Origin of the sequence: Bacillus pumilus, from assembly GCF_024498355.1 — a bacterium.
Taxonomy (GTDB): domain Bacteria; phylum Bacillota; class Bacilli; order Bacillales; family Bacillaceae; genus Bacillus; species Bacillus pumilus_P.
Window position 1 is genome coordinate 1405372 of sequence record NZ_CP101833.1, and the last position, 16545, is coordinate 1421916.

At 42.2% G+C, this 16545-nt stretch carries 22 protein-coding genes; 18 read left to right on the forward strand and 4 right to left on the reverse strand.

Annotation, left to right across the window (positions count from 1 at the left end):
- The first annotated feature begins 74 nt into the window (after window positions 1–74).
- From ctaD to ctaG, 4 genes are read left to right on the forward strand one after another with little or no spacing between them, the layout of a single operon-like run.
- Complete coding sequence (ctaD, locus tag NPA43_RS07040) at window positions 75–1946, forward strand: cytochrome c oxidase subunit I (RefSeq protein WP_230031442.1); 1872 nt, start codon at window positions 75–77, stop codon at window positions 1944–1946.
- Complete coding sequence (gene ctaE, locus NPA43_RS07045) at window positions 1946–2566, forward strand: cytochrome c oxidase subunit III (RefSeq protein ID WP_268254863.1); 621 nt, start codon at window positions 1946–1948, stop codon at window positions 2564–2566. The genes ctaD and ctaE overlap by 1 nt, the downstream gene beginning before the upstream one ends.
- 2 nt (window positions 2567–2568) lie before the next feature.
- A complete protein-coding gene (gene ctaF, locus NPA43_RS07050; RefSeq protein ID WP_024426910.1) occupies window positions 2569–2898 on the forward strand; it encodes a cytochrome c oxidase subunit IVB in 330 nt (109 codons plus the stop codon).
- Window positions 2899–2928: 30 nt separating this feature from the next.
- Complete coding sequence (gene ctaG / locus NPA43_RS07055; protein ID WP_099725966.1) at window positions 2929–3807, forward strand: cytochrome c oxidase assembly factor CtaG; 879 nt, start codon at window positions 2929–2931, stop codon at window positions 3805–3807.
- Between the two features lie 194 nt (window positions 3808–4001).
- On the opposite strand, the gene NPA43_RS07060 is transcribed toward ctaG, so the two are convergent.
- Entirely contained in the window at window positions 4002–4367 is a 366-nt protein-coding gene (locus NPA43_RS07060; protein WP_099725965.1) for a YugN family protein, read from the reverse strand.
- Between the two features lie 161 nt (window positions 4368–4528).
- On the opposite strand from NPA43_RS07060, the gene NPA43_RS07065 reads away from it, so the two are divergent.
- The 9 genes from NPA43_RS07065 (at window position 4529) to coaD (ending at window position 9586) form a co-directional block, all read left to right on the forward strand.
- On the forward strand, window positions 4529–4951 hold the full coding sequence (locus NPA43_RS07065; protein WP_230031484.1) for a CBS domain-containing protein: 423 nt from the start codon (window positions 4529–4531) through the stop codon (window positions 4949–4951).
- 122 nt (window positions 4952–5073) lie between these two features.
- Complete coding sequence (locus tag NPA43_RS07070; RefSeq protein WP_099725963.1) at window positions 5074–6117, forward strand: CAP domain-containing protein; 1044 nt, start codon at window positions 5074–5076, stop codon at window positions 6115–6117.
- Window positions 6118–6223: 106 nt separating this feature from the next.
- Window positions 6224–6637, forward strand: a complete 414-nt coding sequence (locus tag NPA43_RS07075) for a YlbD family protein (protein ID WP_099725962.1) — start codon at window positions 6224–6226, stop codon at window positions 6635–6637.
- 19 nt (window positions 6638–6656) lie between these two features.
- Window positions 6657–6905, forward strand: coding sequence for a YlbE-like family protein (locus NPA43_RS07080; RefSeq protein WP_039178297.1), 249 nt, complete (start codon window positions 6657–6659; stop codon window positions 6903–6905).
- Window positions 6906–6974: 69 nt separating this feature from the next.
- Window positions 6975–7385 (forward strand): hypothetical protein, encoded by a 411-nt coding sequence (locus NPA43_RS07085; protein ID WP_256499527.1) that lies wholly within the window; start codon window positions 6975–6977, stop codon window positions 7383–7385.
- A gap of 57 nt (window positions 7386–7442) precedes the next feature.
- Window positions 7443–7892: a regulatory iron-sulfur-containing complex subunit RicF gene (locus NPA43_RS07090; RefSeq protein WP_034318038.1), complete on the forward strand. Its 450-nt coding sequence runs from the start codon at window positions 7443–7445 to the stop codon at window positions 7890–7892.
- A gap of 65 nt (window positions 7893–7957) precedes the next feature.
- The gene (locus tag NPA43_RS07095) at window positions 7958–8230 is read left to right on the forward strand and encodes a YlbG family protein (RefSeq protein ID WP_024424276.1); all 273 of its coding nucleotides are present in this window, start codon (window positions 7958–7960) and stop codon (window positions 8228–8230) included.
- Between the two features lie 282 nt (window positions 8231–8512).
- Entirely contained in the window at window positions 8513–9100 is a 588-nt protein-coding gene (rsmD, locus tag NPA43_RS07100) for a 16S rRNA (guanine(966)-N(2))-methyltransferase RsmD (protein ID WP_256499662.1), read from the forward strand.
- Between the two features lie 3 nt (window positions 9101–9103).
- Window positions 9104–9586: a pantetheine-phosphate adenylyltransferase gene (gene coaD / locus NPA43_RS07105; RefSeq protein ID WP_099725959.1), complete on the forward strand. Its 483-nt coding sequence runs from the start codon at window positions 9104–9106 to the stop codon at window positions 9584–9586.
- A 13-nt stretch (window positions 9587–9599) separates the two neighbouring features.
- Here the strand turns inward: coaD and ylbJ are convergent, their stop codons facing one another.
- A complete protein-coding gene (gene ylbJ / locus NPA43_RS07110) occupies window positions 9600–10808 on the reverse strand; it encodes a sporulation integral membrane protein YlbJ (RefSeq protein ID WP_099725958.1) in 1209 nt (402 codons plus the stop codon).
- 160 nt (window positions 10809–10968) lie between these two features.
- Here ylbJ and NPA43_RS07115 point away from each other — a divergent pair, with 160 nt between their 5' ends.
- Both NPA43_RS07115 and NPA43_RS07120 read left to right on the forward strand, forming a co-directional pair.
- Window positions 10969–11748 carry a patatin-like phospholipase family protein gene (locus NPA43_RS07115; RefSeq protein ID WP_256499528.1) on the forward strand — a complete coding sequence of 260 codons (780 nt, stop codon included), beginning with the start codon at window positions 10969–10971 and terminating at the stop codon, window positions 11746–11748.
- Window positions 11749–11752: 4 nt separating this feature from the next.
- On the forward strand, window positions 11753–12781 hold the full coding sequence (locus NPA43_RS07120) for a SepM family pheromone-processing serine protease (protein WP_256499529.1): 1029 nt from the start codon (window positions 11753–11755) through the stop codon (window positions 12779–12781).
- A gap of 235 nt (window positions 12782–13016) precedes the next feature.
- Here the strand turns inward: NPA43_RS07120 and NPA43_RS07125 are convergent, their stop codons facing one another.
- Window positions 13017–14264, reverse strand: a complete 1248-nt coding sequence (locus NPA43_RS07125) for a nucleotidyltransferase (RefSeq protein WP_256499530.1) — start codon at window positions 14262–14264, stop codon at window positions 13017–13019.
- Between the two features lie 206 nt (window positions 14265–14470).
- On the opposite strand from NPA43_RS07125, the gene NPA43_RS07130 reads away from it, so the two are divergent.
- From NPA43_RS07130 to gerR, 3 genes are all read left to right on the forward strand, one after another.
- Window positions 14471–14989, forward strand: coding sequence for a YceD family protein (locus NPA43_RS07130; RefSeq protein WP_019743276.1), 519 nt, complete (start codon window positions 14471–14473; stop codon window positions 14987–14989).
- 21 nt (window positions 14990–15010) lie between these two features.
- Window positions 15011–15184, forward strand: coding sequence for a 50S ribosomal protein L32 (gene rpmF / locus NPA43_RS07135; protein ID WP_008354700.1), 174 nt, complete (start codon window positions 15011–15013; stop codon window positions 15182–15184).
- Between the two features lie 135 nt (window positions 15185–15319).
- On the forward strand, window positions 15320–15859 hold the full coding sequence (gene gerR / locus NPA43_RS07140; protein ID WP_099725953.1) for a sporulation-specific transcriptional regulator GerR: 540 nt from the start codon (window positions 15320–15322) through the stop codon (window positions 15857–15859).
- A gap of 47 nt (window positions 15860–15906) precedes the next feature.
- Here gerR and NPA43_RS07145 read toward each other — a convergent pair whose 3' ends face one another.
- A complete protein-coding gene (locus NPA43_RS07145; protein WP_099725952.1) occupies window positions 15907–16386 on the reverse strand; it encodes an N-acetyltransferase in 480 nt (159 codons plus the stop codon).
- Window positions 16387–16545: the final 159 nt, after the last annotated feature.

Consider the following 16545-nt stretch of genomic DNA (forward strand, 5'->3'; position numbering starts at 1 on the left):
GCAGTCTGTTTGAAAGATCGTTAAGATAGACATCTATATGAAAAGGGGCAAATGGGAGATAAGAGGGGGATTTCATGGTGAGTACAATAGCTAAAAAGCGGGGGTTTGGCGCTGTCTTATGGGATTACTTGACGACGGTTGACCACAAAAAAATTGCCGTACTATATTTAGTGGCAGGGGGATTTTTCTTTTTGGTTGGCGGCCTAGAAGCGATGTTTATCCGTATTCAGCTAGCCATCCCTGAAAATGATTTTGTTAGTGCAGGGGTTTACAATGAAATCATGACGATGCATGGAACGACAATGATTTTCCTTGCAGCAATGCCGCTTTTATTTGCATTAATGAATGCGGTTGTACCAATTCAAATTGGTGCACGTGACGTAGCATTTCCGTTTGTAAATTCACTTGGTTTTTGGCTATTCTTTTTCGGAGGAATTTTCTTAAACCTTGGCTGGTTCTTAGGCGGATCACCTGATGCAGGCTGGACTGCATACGCTTCGCTCACGTTGAATTCAGAAGGGCATGGCATGGATTTCTATATTTTAGGTTTGCAGATAGCGGGGATTGGTACGCTGATTGCAGGTATCAACTTTCTTGTGACGATCATTAATATGAGAGCGCCTGGTATGACGTATATGAGAATGCCGCTCTTCACTTGGACGACATTTGTCGCATCTGCACTCATTTTATTCGCATTCCCGCCACTCACAGCAGGGCTTGCGATGCTGATGCTTGATAGAATGTTTGATACGAGCTTTTTCAATCCAGAGCTTGGAGGGAATACGATCATCTGGGAGCATTTGTTCTGGATTTTCGGACACCCGGAAGTATATATCTTGATCCTGCCAGCATTCGGAATTTTCTCTGAGATCATTCCAGTGTTTGCAAGAAAAAGATTGTTCGGCTACTCGTCAATGGTGTTCGCCACTGTATTGATTGGTTTCCTAGGGTTCATGGTGTGGGCGCATCACATGTTCACAACGGGGCTTGGACCTATTGCAAATGCGATCTTTGCCGTAGCCACTATGGCGATTGCGGTGCCAACAGGAATTAAAGTATTTAACTGGCTGCTCACCATATGGGGCGGTAACGTGAAGTTTACGACAGCGATGCTGTATTCCGTTGCATTCATTCCGTCATTCTTACTTGGCGGGGTAACCGGTGTCATGCTTGCAGCAGCTGCAGCTGATTATCAGTTCCATGATACGTACTTTGTTGTGGCGCATTTCCACTACGTGATTATCGGTGGTGTGGTATTCGGTATATTAGCAGGTGTGCATTACTGGTGGCCTAAAATGTTTGGAAAAATACTCAATGAGAAGCTTGGGAAAATTGGCTTTGTGCTCTTTTTCATCGGTTTCCATTTAACCTTCTTTATCCAGCATTTCTTGGGGTTATGGGGCATGCCGCGCCGTGTCTTTACGTTCCTGCCAGGTCAGGGCCTTGAGCTTGGGAACTTGATCAGTACAATAGGTGCTTTGTTTATGTTTGTAGCAGTTGTCATCATGCTGATTAACGTCATTTGGACAACAGCAAAAGGGGAGCGTGTATCGAGCGATCCTTGGGGAGATGGAAGAACGCTTGAATGGGCAGTGTCTTCACCTCCGCCAGAATATAACTTTAAACAGCTTCCACTAGTTAGAGGACTTGATCCATTATGGATTGAGAAAATGGATGGTAAAAAAGGAATGACAGCATCTGAACCGCTCGATGATATACACATGCCGAATAATTCCATCTTACCTGTTATTATCTCATTCGGTCTATTTGTGTCAGCGTTTGGCTTCATGTATCGTCAAGAGCACAGCTGGGGGCTTCCGGTGATCTTCATTGGTCTTGGCATTACGTTTGCGACCATGCTGGTCAGGTCTCTTAAAGATGATCATGGATATCATATTCACAAAGAAGATTTGACCGATGATGATGATAAAGGGGTGAAAGCATAATGGAACCACAAAAAATGACAGCGGAAACCTTTCCGGCTTCGCCTGAGAAAGCCACGTTAGAAGGAAAGAATAAGTTCGTCGGGTTCTGGTTGTTTCTTGGGGGAGAAACTGTTCTGTTTGCATCTTTGTTTGCCACTTACTTGGCGCTGAAAAACTCAAATGCAGGCGGAGCAAAAACCACTGATATGTTTGACATCACAATTGTCTTTATTGCCACAATGCTCCTGTTAACGAGCAGTTTAACGAGTGTGTATGCAATGTATCATATGAAAAACTTTAACTTTAAAAAAATGCAGCTTTGGCTCGGCGTGACCGTTCTATTAGGTGCTGGATTTTTAGGGGTCGAGATTTATGAGTTTTATCACTATGTGCATGCGTACGAATTTACGATTACCAGCTCTGCACTTGGCTCTGCCTTCTATACACTTGTAGGAACTCACGGAGCTCACGTCGCCTTCGGACTTTGCTGGATTACCGCTCTTATGATTCGAAATATGAGACGCGGACTGGATTTATACAATGCGCCAAAATATTATGTGGCAAGTCTTTATTGGCACTTCATTGATGTTGTGTGGGTCTTCATCTTTACCGTTGTATATTTAATGGGAATGGTGGGATAAGAATGGGAAATAAAAACACAAATCAGTCCAAAGTCGATCTTGTATACCGTAAAAAGAAAAATGCCGAAGAAATGAAGCATCAGCTCATTTCTTTCGGCTTGATGATTGGATTAACATTTGTTGCATTTTTAACGATCGCCTCTGAAGACGTCGGAAATTGGTTCGCAGTACCATTTATTTTACTGCTTGCAGGTATTCAGGTGGCCTTTCAGCTTTATTATTTTATGCACATGAACCAAAAAGGGCATGAAACACCCGCGTTGTTTCTTTACTCAGGTGTGTTTGTCGCGTTTATTACCGTTTTAGCCTTTTTGACCATTATTTGGTGGTAAGCCCGCTTTGCCCTTGAAGGAGGCGCAGCAATGGAGAACTTAGAGATATTCGGATTTCGAGCATTATGGAGTCCCTACTATTTGATTTGTATTGTATTAGCAGCTGCTTTTTATCTACTTCTCGTTACAAAGGGAAAGCACCGTGCGACGGTGAAAGAGAAAACGCTATTTCTGACTGGGCTTGTTCTGTTATATGCCGTGAAAGGCAGCCCAATTGATTTAATGGGGCATATTATGTTCAGCGCACATATGGCGCAAATGGCGGTACTATATTTAGTCATCCCGCCACTCCTGATCACAGGTTTACCTGCGGCCATTTGGGAGCGGATCATTCAAACACGAGGCATTCAGGCTATTTTCCGTTTGTTTTCCAAGCCTTTGATTGCTCTGCTTGGGTTTAACGGGTTGTTTTCGCTTTATCACATCCCGCTTGTGTTTGATTTTGTGAAAACAGATCCGTTTTATCATGCGTTGATGACGGTTGTTATTTTTATCGCTGCCTTTTTCATGTGGTGGCCGCTTGTCCATAAAGTCCAAAGTCAGCCGCAGATCACAGGCATTTTAAAGCTTGGTTATATCATGGCAGATGGTATATTGATGACACCTGCCTGCGCACTCATCATGTTTAGTGATGCACCGATCTATGCGACCTATTCAGATGCCGGCGCGTGGATACAAGCTCTGCATCTATGTGTGCCAAGCGATATGCTTGCAGGTCTTGCACTAACTGGCCCTGATATGTTTCATACCTTGCCGCTGCTGGAGGATCAGCAGCTAGGCGCTATTTTGATGAAAATTATTCAGGAGATCGTTTATGGATCTATTCTTGCTGTTGTGTTCTTTGATTGGGCAAGAAAAGAAAGAGCGAAAGATGCCGTGCCAGATGCGCTCATTCCGAAATATGAATAAATCTAAAGCACAGCCGTATGGCTGTGCTTTAGATTTGTCTTCTGTTCAGCGCAATAGAAAACCATTGAAGTCTAGGAAGGACGAGTACCGGAGCGAATGAATTTGACATTCGTGAGCACCGTAATGCAGATCTGACAAAGAATGTGAGGGTTTGTCTACACGCAGAAGCACAGCCGCTTGGGCTGTGCTTTGTTTTATGCTTCAGCAGTCATTGATTCTAGTTTTTCTTTCAGTCGGTCAAGCGTTTGTTTGCTTGATTGGATAAGAGATTTAGGAAAATCTTCGCCTTCACCGTATTCTACACCATGCGGATAATAATGTTTTCCAAGTAAAGGTGTCAGAAGCTGAATGTGTGCCTTTTTGGAACCGACATCACCTTCAGTGGCGTAGCCAGAGATCCGTAAATAAAATGTCCCTTCAACCATGCTATACTTTCTGTCATACGTCACACGCTCATAATCCCATTGATCGGCTCGTACAAATCCTTCACTTTCCATGATGAAATCTAATTTATTTAAGTCAGCTGCTACCTTTTCAATCCCCGTACCTTCAAACTTCACCCAAAACCCCTCCTTATAAAAATTCCCTTTACTGACAATCATAGTATGAAAGCGTTAAACTTTCAACTGCGAAAGGTATGTTCTTTTATAAGCTGGTTACAGTAATAAAGAAAATAATAGATGGAGGAATCAACGTGAAAACGAAAAAAATCAAAGATATTATGACAAAAAAAGTAGTGACGTGCCAAAAGGACGACAATTCTTATGAAGCGGCAGTAAAAATGAGAGATGCTGACATCGGTGCCATTCCAGTGGTTGACGGAGATCAGCTTGTTGGAATTGTGACAGACCGTGACCTTGTACTCAGAGGCATTGCTGAGAAAAAGCCAAACTCACAGGAAGTTGGCGCACTCATGACGAAGGAAGTACTGACAGCCGAAGAAGATGCGACGCTTGAAGAAATTGTCCGGTTGATGTCAGAGCACCAGCTCCGCCGCATTCCCGTCGTTAAAAGCGGAGCATTAACGGGGATTGTAGCTCTTGGAGATTTATCAGTTGAAGATTTGTCAAATGATCGTGCGGGAGATGCACTTACTGAAATCTCTCAACAAGATCAAGATCACAGGCAAGGATTTTTTCATTAACAGGGGCATATTTTAAATTCGTGTTAAATAGGCTGTATTGTCGTTGATAAATGGAGCAAGTTTTGTTTAAATGACAGTAGAAGGTACTTTTTGTACCTTGCCAATTTAACGGAGGTGTTTATTTGAAAACTGTGCTCAAAACACTCTTCATCCTCCTGGTTATATCCGGAACGTACGTTCTGTTTATTCAATATGGATCTTCACCAGAAAAAGAAAGCAGCAATGAATCGAAGGTGTCTAATGAAGAAACATCTAGCGATAAGCCGATCAATATCCCAAAAAAGGGCCTCATGTCCTTTATGGGAAAATCATCAAACGAAGTGCTTAAACAGCTGGGAGAACCAGATCGCATTGATCCTTCCGCATATGATTATGACTGGTGGATATACAACCAATCGAAGAAGCACTATATTCAAGTCGGGGTAAAGGATAGTAAAGTGGTGACTTTGTTTGCAACAGGAGACGGGCTGAATGTTGAACCATTTAAAATCGGTCAAGCCACAAGTGAAGTGTTTAAAAAAACACAAATTGCGCCTTACATTCATGTAGAGGATGAACAAAATTCATACCGCTTTGAATTCTCAGAAGATGATATGAATACAAGGCCAACCGTGAAAGTGGGAGATGATGTCTATGTCCAGCTATACATGGATAAGTTTGAAAGCACCCTTTCGAGTATCAGGGCCTATAACGCAGATACATTTGTGAAACAAAAGCCGTATGAGGTTGTTTATCGAGGTCAATTGATAGAACCTGAGTCGATATCAGGCGAAAAGTGGAAGGATATCGAAGCTTCCAGTCAAAAACAAATTTTTGATATGACCAACATTATCCGCCATAAGTACAACCTGCCGACCTTAAAGTGGGACGATGAAACCTCCGAAGTGGCATTCATGCATAGTGAGGACATGAAAGAGAATCATTATTTCTCCCATGAGTCTAAAAAATACGGTACACTGAAAGACCGATTAGAAAGAGGCGAGGTCACATTTCAGCTCGCAGGTGAAAACATTGCATATAACTATGTAGATGGACCAGCAGCTGTAGAAGGCTGGCTCAATAGCGAAGGTCACCGGAAGGCGTTATTAAATGGAGATTACACACACCTTGGCGTAGGTGTGAAAGAAAAATACTATACTCAAAACTTCATCAAGAAAACATCTTAAAACAAAGCAGCTGCACAACCGCAGCTGTTTTTTTATGAAAAAAGAGGCTCACCAAAACAGATGCTGGTGTATATAGTATAGTAGGCATTTGTATGGGGGTGAGGATATGACAAATAAGCAAAAACAAACATCCATTGATGAATTTAAACAATTCGTCAGACGCCATCCGAAGTTAATTCAAGAAGTGCAAGCGCAAGAAAAAAGCTGGCAAAGTTTATATGAAAATTGGGTCATGTTTGGTGAGGAAGATGAGATGTGGTCTCCTTATCGGCAAGCGCAATCTAAAGAAGCAAAAGACGAAAAAGACTCTAAGACAAGTGAACCGGGAAAAGCAGATTTCATGTCTAAAATGGTTTCTGCTGTGAAAAAAATGGACGCTGATCAAATGAATGAACAGATTAACAAAATGAGCCAGTCTATTTCCTCTTTACAAAGCTTACTCGGTCAATTTTCATCAAATGGCTCAAAAAAAGGTTCATCTGGAGGCAGTCAGCACCCATTCTCCTTCAGGAAAGATTAATTGAAAGGGGATGTTTTTGGTGCGGAAAGAAGTACAGGAGTTTGTCATGGCCGAGGAGGATCGAATCAAATTCATTAGACAGCGTCCTCTTTGGTACAGACAGCTGACTCGACATCCTGAAAATCTATCTTCCTTTGAATTAGATAAAATGAACTTTTACGAAAAAACTATTCCTCATCGTGTGAGTCAGTTGAGCAATAGTGTCCAAATGGCTGAAATGATGATTCAAATGTTCCAAGCAATGCGCAATCAAAATGGAGCCGGGTGAGGCTTTTTTGAGTTGATTAAGATGTCTATTTCATGAGCATCCTATGAAAGTAGACGAAAGGAGAATCAGATGATGAAATGGATGCTGTCAATATGCGCATTGCTTTTTCTTGTCACCGGGTGTCAAAGTCAACATGAAGAAGAGCAAGTGATCAAGCAAGATCCAGTTGTACCAGTGATGCAGCAAGCTCAAAGTGAAATGAAGCAGCAAGGCTTTTTAAAATACAAAGTGCAGGGATCGGCTGTCTATATAGAAAGTATACTTCAAGATTTCCATCTTGAGCCTTCACTTGGGAAGAAGGATGAGAAGGCGGGATATTTTACAGTGTATGTAGATGGGAAACGTGCGGGCAATGAGTATACTGCTGCGTTTGTGGTCAAGCACCTTTCAAAAGGAAAGCATAAAATGACCGTTGTGCTGAATTCCCGTCATCCAGATTATAAACAAAAAAGGGAAACGTGGGATGTATTTGTCACGTAAAAGCATTTTCTGATCCATAGGTTTCGTGGTAAACTATGAATTGGAGGTGCAACATTTATGTATGCGACAATCGAATCTGTGGAGCTCCAAGAGGAAGCGAATCAATTGGCTGCCATGATTCTTCAGTCGGAGGAGGCTGAACATTACCGCAACTGCTTTAAGCGTCTCCAGCAAGACGAAGAAGCCCAACAAATTATTGCCCACTTTACAAAAGTAAAAGAGCAATATGAGGATGTGCAGCGGTTCGGCAAATACCATCCGGACTATAGAACGATCTCAAAGGAAATGCGTGAGGTCAAAAGAAAGCTAGATCTTCACGATACAGTGGTTGATTTCAAAAAAGCAGAAACAGCGGTTCAATCCATCTTAGATGAGATTAGTATTGAAATCGGTCAAGCTGTATCAGCATATATTAAAGTTCCAACAGGGAACCCATATTTTGATGGTCTATCATCATGCGGCGGTGGCTGTGGATCAGGAGGCAGCTGTGGCTGTAAAGTATCTTGACGAGACTTGAACGTCTCGTCTTTTACATAATGAATGGAAAGAATTGAAAAGCGGCAGGTGAAAAGATGGAAACCAAACGTCAAGGGATGGTCGTTTGGCTGCATTCGTTAAAGCAGTCAAAAGCGCTAAGAAAATTTGGGAATGTTCACTATATTTCAAGGAAAATGAAATATGCAGTGATTTATTGTGATATGGATGATCTCGAGCGCCATATGGCAAAGCTGAGCTCATTGCCATTTGTAAAACGTGTTGAGCCTTCATATAAACCTTTTATTAAATTAGAGTACGAATCCAAATTGGACAAAGCAAAAGAATATGATTATAAGGTGGGCTTTTAAAGACACAAAAAAACCCCCGCGGCATCACCCGCGGGGTCCTTCTATTCTTAATGATTCATTAAGGAGAAGGCAAAGGGAGAGGAGAAACCGGAGGAAGAACTTATGGGGAAACGTAAGTCTTCTCCGCGGTTGGCAACAGCACCACATCAGATGCTGTTACAAGTAGTATGGCCCCGCTTCCCGTCATCTATACATAGAAAATGAATGAAATTACGCGCATTGTCCCATGCCGAGTGGATGTGGTAAGATAATGTTGAATTTTTTGTCATAAGACAGTGACCAATAGAAGCAAGCAGAAAAAGTGGTGGGAAAATGAGAGTCATCTCTGGAACGAGAAAAGGCCGCACGCTTAAAGCGGTACCAGGTCAATCAACAAGACCGACGACAGATAAAGTGAAAGAATCCATTTTTAATATGATTGGCCCGTATTTTGATGGCGGAAGGGCCCTTGATTTATTTGCGGGAAGCGGTGGTTTAGGAATTGAAGCGCTCTCTAGAGGATTCGATCATTGCATTTTTGTTGATCGAGATATGAAGGCGATTCAGACAATTAAAGGAAACCTGAATCAATTGTCGCTGATGGATCAAAGTGAAGTATTTCGAAATGATGCAAAGCGTGCTCTCACAGCCGTTGTAAAACGAGAGGAATCCTTTCAAGCGATCTTTCTTGATCCGCCGTATAAAGATCAAAAGCTGAAGGCACTTCTTGAAATGATTGATGAGCACTCCTTATTAACAGATGATGGCGTGATCGTATGTGAGCATGATAAAGACGTCTCGCTGCCTGAGGAAGCTGGACAGCTCCACATATCAAGGCGGGAACTGTACGGAATGACTGGCATTACGATCTATAGAAAGCGGGGAAATTAAAGCATGGGGAACATAGCCGTTTGTCCGGGTAGCTTCGATCCAGTCACATTGGGCCATTTGGATATTATTAAAAGAGGAGCAAACATCTTTGATGAAGTGTATGTATGTGTACTAAATAACTCATCAAAAAAACCGTTGTTTACAGTTGAAGAACGGTGTGAGCTCATTAGGCAAGCGACAAAGGATTTGCCAAATATCAAAGTTGAATCCTTTCATGGCTTGCTTGTTGATTATGCGAAACAAAAAGAGGCCAAAGTCATTTTGCGTGGGCTAAGAGCCGTGACGGACTTTGAATATGAGATGCAAGGCACATCGATGAATAAAGTCTTAGATGATGAAATTGAAACGTTTTTCATGATGACCAATAATCAATACTCCTTCTTAAGCTCAAGCATTGTCAAAGAAGTAGCGAAATACAATGGATCTGTCAAAGAGCTTGTTCCAAAAGAAGTAGAAGCAGCGCTGAAAGAAAAATTTAATGGATGAGTGCCTCGTGCACTCATCCATTTTTTACTTTCTGGTAATATAGAGCAATATACACGATCAGGCTGAACAAAGTGATCAAAGGGCCAGCTGTCACAAGCTGATTCCAGAACACACTGCTAAACATGACAACTTGCTCGCTTGCTTCAAAGGCTCCTGCTGGAAGAGTCATGTCTGATCGAGATACATAAAGAGGTTTGAATAATAAAAAGGCAAAGACAGCTGCATAAATCCCGTGGAGCAAACGGGCGAAGAAAAAAGGTTTAAAGCGTATATCGGTTGCCGCCAAAATGCCGGCTACCTGGGCTTGAACAGAGAACCCGCTGAATCCTAAAATAAAGCTGACCACAATGGTTTTAGCGAGCAGGGTGACCTCTTGTGACCCCGTTAGCTGACTTCCTAATGTGATTTCAAATAAACCGGCAATCATGGCTAGATCTAATTCTGGCGGAAGGTGCATCGTTTGCAGCATATATCCGATTCCTATGGAGAGCAGGTCTGTCACATGAACAACTGCCAGCATTTTGCTAAAGACAGAAAATAAGATAATAAAGCCGCCAATCATAAAAAGTGTTTGAATGGACGACATGACAGCATCGCTTAAAATTTGGCCGAGCGGTCTTTTCTCTGCGAGTCTTGCTGTATGAAGGGCGCTGAATGCCTCTTTAAGCGGTGGAAATAAAAATCCCTTCCGGCTTCTAAGATGCGCATCATGCCGCGTTTTATACCCCCGCATCGTCACACCAACAGCGAGATTCCCTAAATAATGTGCGCAGGCTAAAACAATCCCTAAAGCTGGGTGATGAAAAAAACCAACAGCCACCGCTCCGAAAATAAACAATGGGTTCGATGAATTTGTAAATGAAACAAGGCGCTCTGCTTCGATTCTCGTCAGCTGTCCTTCCTGTCTGAGTCTTGTCGTTAATTTAGCGCCAGAAGGAAAGCCTGAGGCCATTCCCATAGCTAGTACAAATCCGCCTACACCAGGTACTCGAAAGATGGGGCGCATAAATGGCTCTAATAACACCCCGACAAATCTGACAATCCCGAAACTAATTAATAGCTCGGACAAAATAAAAAAAGGAAGCAATGATGGAAATACAACCTCCCACCACATTGCAAGTCCATTTTTTGACGCTTGCAAAGAGGCTTGTGGATGTGTAATCACAGTGGCTGTTAAAAAGATAAAAAAAGCAGCGATGAACAGAGTGTTCCATTTTTTCATGAAGATTTCGCCCCTTGCCGTTATGATCTATTGGCGAGCTCGTGATCAAAGAAAAAGAAAAAAACTAGCCGAGCCTGTCTTCTATTACTATACGAGCAGAAGGGGCATGTTTAGACCTATAGATTCGTATATATGCATAGAAAGAGGAGGGTGGATTTTCATGAAGCGACCGGTCATCGGGCTTGCGCTAGGCTCTGGGGGTGCTAGGGGAATGGCGCATATCGGAGTTTTATCTAGTCTTGAGAAACAAGGAATTCAGGTGGATATGATTGCTGGAAGCAGTATTGGCGCACTTGTTGGGAGCTTTTATGCGGCGGGACAAGACGTAGAAAAAATGAAAAAACTTGCACTTGTCTTCAGAAGAAAGTATTATGCTGACTATACACTGCCAAAAATCGGTCTTTTAAAAGGAAATCGAATTTTGCAGCTGATCCACACGTTTACATATGGGAAAAAAATCGAGGAATTGCGAATGCCTCTTGCGATTGTCGCCTGTAACCTCGAGACAGGGGAGAAGGTTGTGTTCAAAGAAGGGTCTGTCTCACAAGCAGTCAGAGCGAGCATTAGCATTCCGGGTGTGTTTGTTCCGCACGAAATGGGTGGCAGACAATTAGTAGATGGAGCGGTTGTTGACCGCATTCCTGTGTCTGTTTTAAAAGAAATGGGGGCAGACCTCATTATCGCCTCTGATGTATCAAGGGTGAAAAAAACAGAAAAGGCGACGAGATTATCGGATGTGATTATGCAAAGTTTGGACATCCTTCAAAATGAATTGGTTCGTCATCAAACCATTCACGCAGATCTCATGATCCGGCCGAGGCTTGAAACATATAGCTCTAGTGCGTTTACACAGGTTCAAGAGATGATTGAAGCAGGTGAGCTCGCCGCAGACCAACTAAAAGGGAAACTGAAAGATGTCATTGATAAATGGGAGTGTTAATCGAATGAAAAAATTGAATATTCGCTGGCTCAGCTTTTTTGTGGTTGTCCTTGTATTATTTGGCTTAACCTTTGTTAAACTGCCGTATTACGTGACAAAGCCTGGTGATGCAACAGAGATTGCTCCGCACATTAAAGTAGACGGAGCATATGGCGAGAAGGGCAGCTTCTCTCTTATGACCATTAAAGTAGGTCCAGCAAACCCATATACGTATTTGCTTGCAAAAATGAACAAGTATGACGAGATCGTCCCGGAAGAAAACATTAAAGCGGACGGAGAATCGGATGAAGATTATATGAAACGACAGCTTCAACTGATGAAAAGCTCTCAAGAAAATGCCATGATTGCAGCATATACAAAAGCAGGAAAAAAAGTAGATTATACGTTTAAAGGGGTATATGCGAGCTACGTGATGAAAGGGATGCCTGCTTACGGAAAAATTGAAGTTGGCGACCGGATCAAAAGCGTTGATGGCAAGACCTATGATTCAGCTGATAAAATGGTTTCATATATCAGCAGTAAAAAAGCAGGCACATCTGTGCGCTTTGTCCTTGAACGAAACGGTAAAGAAATCACACAGCAAGTGACGTTAAAACCATTTAAAGAAGAGCCGAAACGAGTCGGAATAGGTGTGTCATTGTTTACAGACCGTCATGTGAAAGTGTCACCTGCGATTAAAGTAGATATTGAAAATATCGGCGGTCCATCAGCAGGCTTAATGATGTCGCTTGAAATTTATAACCAGCTGACAAAAGAAGACGAAACACATGGCTATGCGATTGCGGGGACTGGAACGATTGACGCCGATGGAACGGTCGGCCCAATTGGTGGGATCGATCAAAAGGTTGTGGCAGCAGATAAAGCAGGAAAAGACATATTCTTTGCGCCAAACGATAAAGGCGATCCAAACTCAGACTACCAAAATGCAGTCAAAACAGTGAAAGATATTAAAAGTGATATGAAAATTGTCCCTGTAGATACAATGCAAGATGCACTGAACTATTTAAACAAATTAAAAGAGAAAGCGTCATAAGAAAAGAGCAGCCCACACCAAGGCTGCTCTCAGCGTGTAGACAAACCCTCGCATTCTTTGTCAGTCCTGCGTGCCGGTGCTCACGAATGTCAAATTCGCTCCGCTCCGGTACTCGTCCTTCCTATACTGCAAAGGTTTTCTATCACGCTGAAAAGAAGACAAAGGGCTAAAATAAAGGTCATTTTAGCCCTTTGTCAATAATCTGAGAGCAGCCCTCATCAAGGCTGCTCTTTTCTTATCGAGAGAGAAAGAGATCAGTCTCTTCATCATATCTGATCGGTGAGGTTTTAAACTCTGCTTCCGTTAGTTCCGTTTGCATTGGCTCACAGATGGGAAGGCTGAAGACGCGGGAAGCGCGAATGTCAAGATCAAGTGCGGGATGTGAAAAGGAAGACAGCTTGCTCACAAGCGGTACGTCCAATTCTTTTTTCACAAGAGATAAGTATTGCTGCCCTCTCTTTGACATACCGAGTAAACGAATATAGGGCGCTTTTTTCTCTTTCAGCAGCTCATGCATTGCGGTTTTTTTCACTCTCATTAAGAGGTGCGTATTCATTCGCTGTAACCTTGTCCACGTATATCGTTTTGTTTTCACAAGTGATAGATATTCTTCATAGGAGGACGCGTGTGTGATCGCCTTTTGCATGCGGTGTTCGATGCCTTCTTCGATTTCATAGATGTCTTCTAGTTCAGCCGTTTCCATTGTGTGAAAGACATGTTTTAAGAAGCTAAAATAAGCTTCTTGCGTATGTAAAAGACCGTATGAAGAATGATAGTTGTGTAATTGCTTTAAAGTAGCGTCCGGGAGATAGGGTGTGACCGCTTCAAATGAGCCGTGCACTTTTAAGGCTTTTCGAATACTTGTTGCGCTTGCGATTTTCTGATTTACAGGAAGTTCTTCATCATGATAATCAGATGCCATTCTCACAGAGGTAAAAGGCTGCATGTGAGGGGATCGCTCTAAGATGGCCTTTACATAATGGAAGCCTAAAATGTTATTCGGTTTAGACAAATCCAGTAAGTGGTCAAGGGAAATGGCCTCTTGAAACGCAGCAGCAGCAGCCGCCGGATAACTAAGACCTTCTTTGACCTTCTCTTTTGTTAAAAGGTCAATCTCTGCCTTTTTCTCATGCCAAGCATGAGCTGTGCGCTCAAATACGTTGATGTCCCCATCCTCACTTCCGAAAAAAAGAGTGCGGCATTTTAAAGCGTCTAGGATGGACACAGCACCATTTGCAAAGGTTTCTGCCTTTTGCACAGCGTATATGTATGGAAGCTCACATACAATGTCTACACCGTTTTGCAGTGCCATTTTTGTACGTGCCCATTTTGAGACGATTGCAGGCTCACCGCGCTGGAGGAAGGAACCGCTCATGACGGCAATGGCAACATCTGAGGAGGTTTGTTTTTTCGCCTGACGAACATGATAGGCATGTCCATAATGAAATGGATTGTACTCTACAACGACTCCCACTGATTTCAATAGATGTTCCGCCTTTCTTGCTATGGTTAAATGGTCTATGCTACAGTAGCATAAGGGAAAAATGAAGCCCATTTTTTTCAGTGTAGGCATTCCGAGAACTGATGTCAAACAACCCTCTGACATCACAAAGGACTGTAAAGAAAAAATATTGACAAATAGCATGATGAAAGCTATAATCATGTTTGTTGCTCTTAGAGGTGATACAATTGAAATGGACAGTTTATCAGTTACATCAAAAAGCTAAAAACAGCTTCGATTTTCATGAGACGGTTGACTTAAATGAACTTACTAGCCTTCATTCAGATATACGTCGCATTTCACCAGTAGAGGTGAAAGGGACTGGAGTGATCGAATCAAAGCAAGTCGCATTTGATTTAACCATCACAGGTGAAATGACATTGCCTTGTTCAAGAACGCTTGTTGATGTAAATTATCCATTTGCGATTTCAACGAAAGAACTATTTGTACTTCATAAGACAGACGATATAGAAGATGAAGACGTTTCCGTTGTAGAAGACGATATCATCGACTTAACGCCTATCGTCAAGGAAGAAATACTTCTTGAAGTGCCGATGCAAATCTTTTGCGACCAAACAGACGTAAAAGGTGCTGCACCACAAGAAGGTAATGACTGGGCGGTCATTTCGGAAGATGCACATCAAAACCGAATCGATCCGCGTCTGGAAGGCTTGAAGAAGCTCTTAGAAGAAAATAATGAATCTTAACTCTTTAAGGAGGTGGGAATAATGGCTGTACCTTTTAGAAGAACTTCTAAAATGAAAAAAAGATTGCGTCGTACGCATTTCAAACTACAAGTACCTGGTATGGTAGCTTGCCCAGAATGCGGTGAAATGAAAATTTCTCATCGTGTCTGCAAATCTTGCGGAACATACAAAGGCAAAGACGTAAAAAGCAACTAATGTATAAAAAAGCGTGAGGGAATCTTCCCTTGCGTTTTTTTATTTGTCTATTTTTTAGGTTTCTCTCCTGCAAATAGTCTATCTACTCTAGTAGGCGCATATGATGTGGTATTCAGATTCAGGGGGGATGATTAATTGACGATTACAAGGCAGGACGCATGGACACAAGATGAAGATTTACTATTAGCAGAAGTCGTCTTAAGACATATTCGAGATGGAGGGACCCAGCTTTCCGCATTTGAGGAAGTCGGGAAAGCACTGTCAAGAACAGCTGCAGCATGTGGATTCAGGTGGAATTCTTACGTCAGAAAACAGTATCAAGCAGGCATTGAACTGGCGAAAAAACAGCGGAAAGAACTGCGTAAAAAGATCGGTATTCATTCCTCAGGTTTACCACAGCATGCGTTAACAATAGAGGAGAAGACATCTTCAGATCATGCTGAATTGACCCTTCGAGAAGTGATTCAGTTTTTAGAGCAGCTTGAGAAAGAGCCTTCTGGTCCCGCCTATTTACGCGAGGAGCTAAAGGATGCACATCATCAATTAAAGGCGCTCACAGAAGAAAATGAACACTTGAAGCGCCAATTGAAAATGACAGAAGAAGATTACCGGGCACTCATTGGTATTGTTGAAAGAGTCAAACAGAATATCAGCTTAAAAGACTACGCAAAATAAGAAAACGCCCCTCACAGATGAAAGGAGGGGCGTTTTGTCATCAACCATTAAGCTGATTCACCTGTATTCTTTTTGATATGTGCGGGCTCCCAAATGAGTGGATTTTCACCTTTATCGCGTTCCATATCATATTTTACCGCTTCAAAACCCATTTTATCCCAAAAGCCAGCAGATTTGACGCGTGGATTCGTTCGAATCGGCAATCCGAAAGATTTGGCGAATTCGACAAGTGCTTCGCCGTACCCTTTGCGCTGATACCCAGGAAGCACTTCTAGCTTCCACAGCTCTAAATAATCATGGTTGTGGTCAAAATACGTAGTCGTCGAGCCATCCACTTGATATAGGCTCATACGTGCCACAAGCTTATCTCCAAAATAAATCCCGTAAAATGGAGAGTTGCTGTCATTTTCAATCATATTGCTTTCAAGGTCTTCAAGCATTGAAAGTTCTTGTATGCCGTATTCCTTAAATTGTTTAAATTCCTCTAATGTTTTGTAATTAATTAGAAGACGTTTTACTTGTGTCATGTGATCTTCCCCCTTACACACATAATGTCGACAGTGATGTCTTTGAATGCGTTTTCATCCCATCCGCCTAAAAAAGTTTTTACACTTATTATTATAGTTTTTAAATTAAAAAAATTCAATCATAGTGCGTCATCTGCTTTTTGCATCATGACATGAAAC

What these genes read in the sequence shown, in the direction of transcription:
- ctaD (WP_230031442.1), top strand. Translation starts at nt 75, where the DNA reads ATGGTGAGTACAATAGCTAAAAAGCGGGGGTTTGGCGCTGTCTTATGG.
- ctaE (WP_268254863.1), top strand. Translation starts at nt 1,946, where the DNA reads ATGGAACCACAAAAAATGACAGCGGAAACCTTTCCGGCTTCGCCTGAG.
- ctaF (WP_024426910.1), top strand. Translation starts at nt 2,569, where the DNA reads ATGGGAAATAAAAACACAAATCAGTCCAAAGTCGATCTTGTATACCGT.
- ctaG (WP_099725966.1), top strand. Translation starts at nt 2,929, where the DNA reads ATGGAGAACTTAGAGATATTCGGATTTCGAGCATTATGGAGTCCCTAC.
- NPA43_RS07065 (WP_230031484.1), top strand. Translation starts at nt 4,529, where the DNA reads ATGACAAAAAAAGTAGTGACGTGCCAAAAGGACGACAATTCTTATGAA.
- NPA43_RS07075 (WP_099725962.1), top strand. Translation starts at nt 6,224, where the DNA reads ATGACAAATAAGCAAAAACAAACATCCATTGATGAATTTAAACAATTC.
- NPA43_RS07085 (WP_256499527.1), top strand. Translation starts at nt 6,975, where the DNA reads ATGATGAAATGGATGCTGTCAATATGCGCATTGCTTTTTCTTGTCACC.
- NPA43_RS07090 (WP_034318038.1), top strand. Translation starts at nt 7,443, where the DNA reads ATGTATGCGACAATCGAATCTGTGGAGCTCCAAGAGGAAGCGAATCAA.
- NPA43_RS07095 (WP_024424276.1), top strand. Translation starts at nt 7,958, where the DNA reads ATGGAAACCAAACGTCAAGGGATGGTCGTTTGGCTGCATTCGTTAAAG.
- coaD (WP_099725959.1), top strand. Translation starts at nt 9,104, where the DNA reads ATGGGGAACATAGCCGTTTGTCCGGGTAGCTTCGATCCAGTCACATTG.
- ylbJ (WP_099725958.1), bottom strand. Translation starts at nt 10,808, where the DNA reads ATGAAAAAATGGAACACTCTGTTCATCGCTGCTTTTTTTATCTTTTTA.
- NPA43_RS07115 (WP_256499528.1), top strand. Translation starts at nt 10,969, where the DNA reads ATGAAGCGACCGGTCATCGGGCTTGCGCTAGGCTCTGGGGGTGCTAGG.
- NPA43_RS07120 (WP_256499529.1), top strand. Translation starts at nt 11,753, where the DNA reads ATGAAAAAATTGAATATTCGCTGGCTCAGCTTTTTTGTGGTTGTCCTT.
- rpmF (WP_008354700.1), top strand. Translation starts at nt 15,011, where the DNA reads ATGGCTGTACCTTTTAGAAGAACTTCTAAAATGAAAAAAAGATTGCGT.
- NPA43_RS07145 (WP_099725952.1), bottom strand. Translation starts at nt 16,386, where the DNA reads ATGACACAAGTAAAACGTCTTCTAATTAATTACAAAACATTAGAGGAA.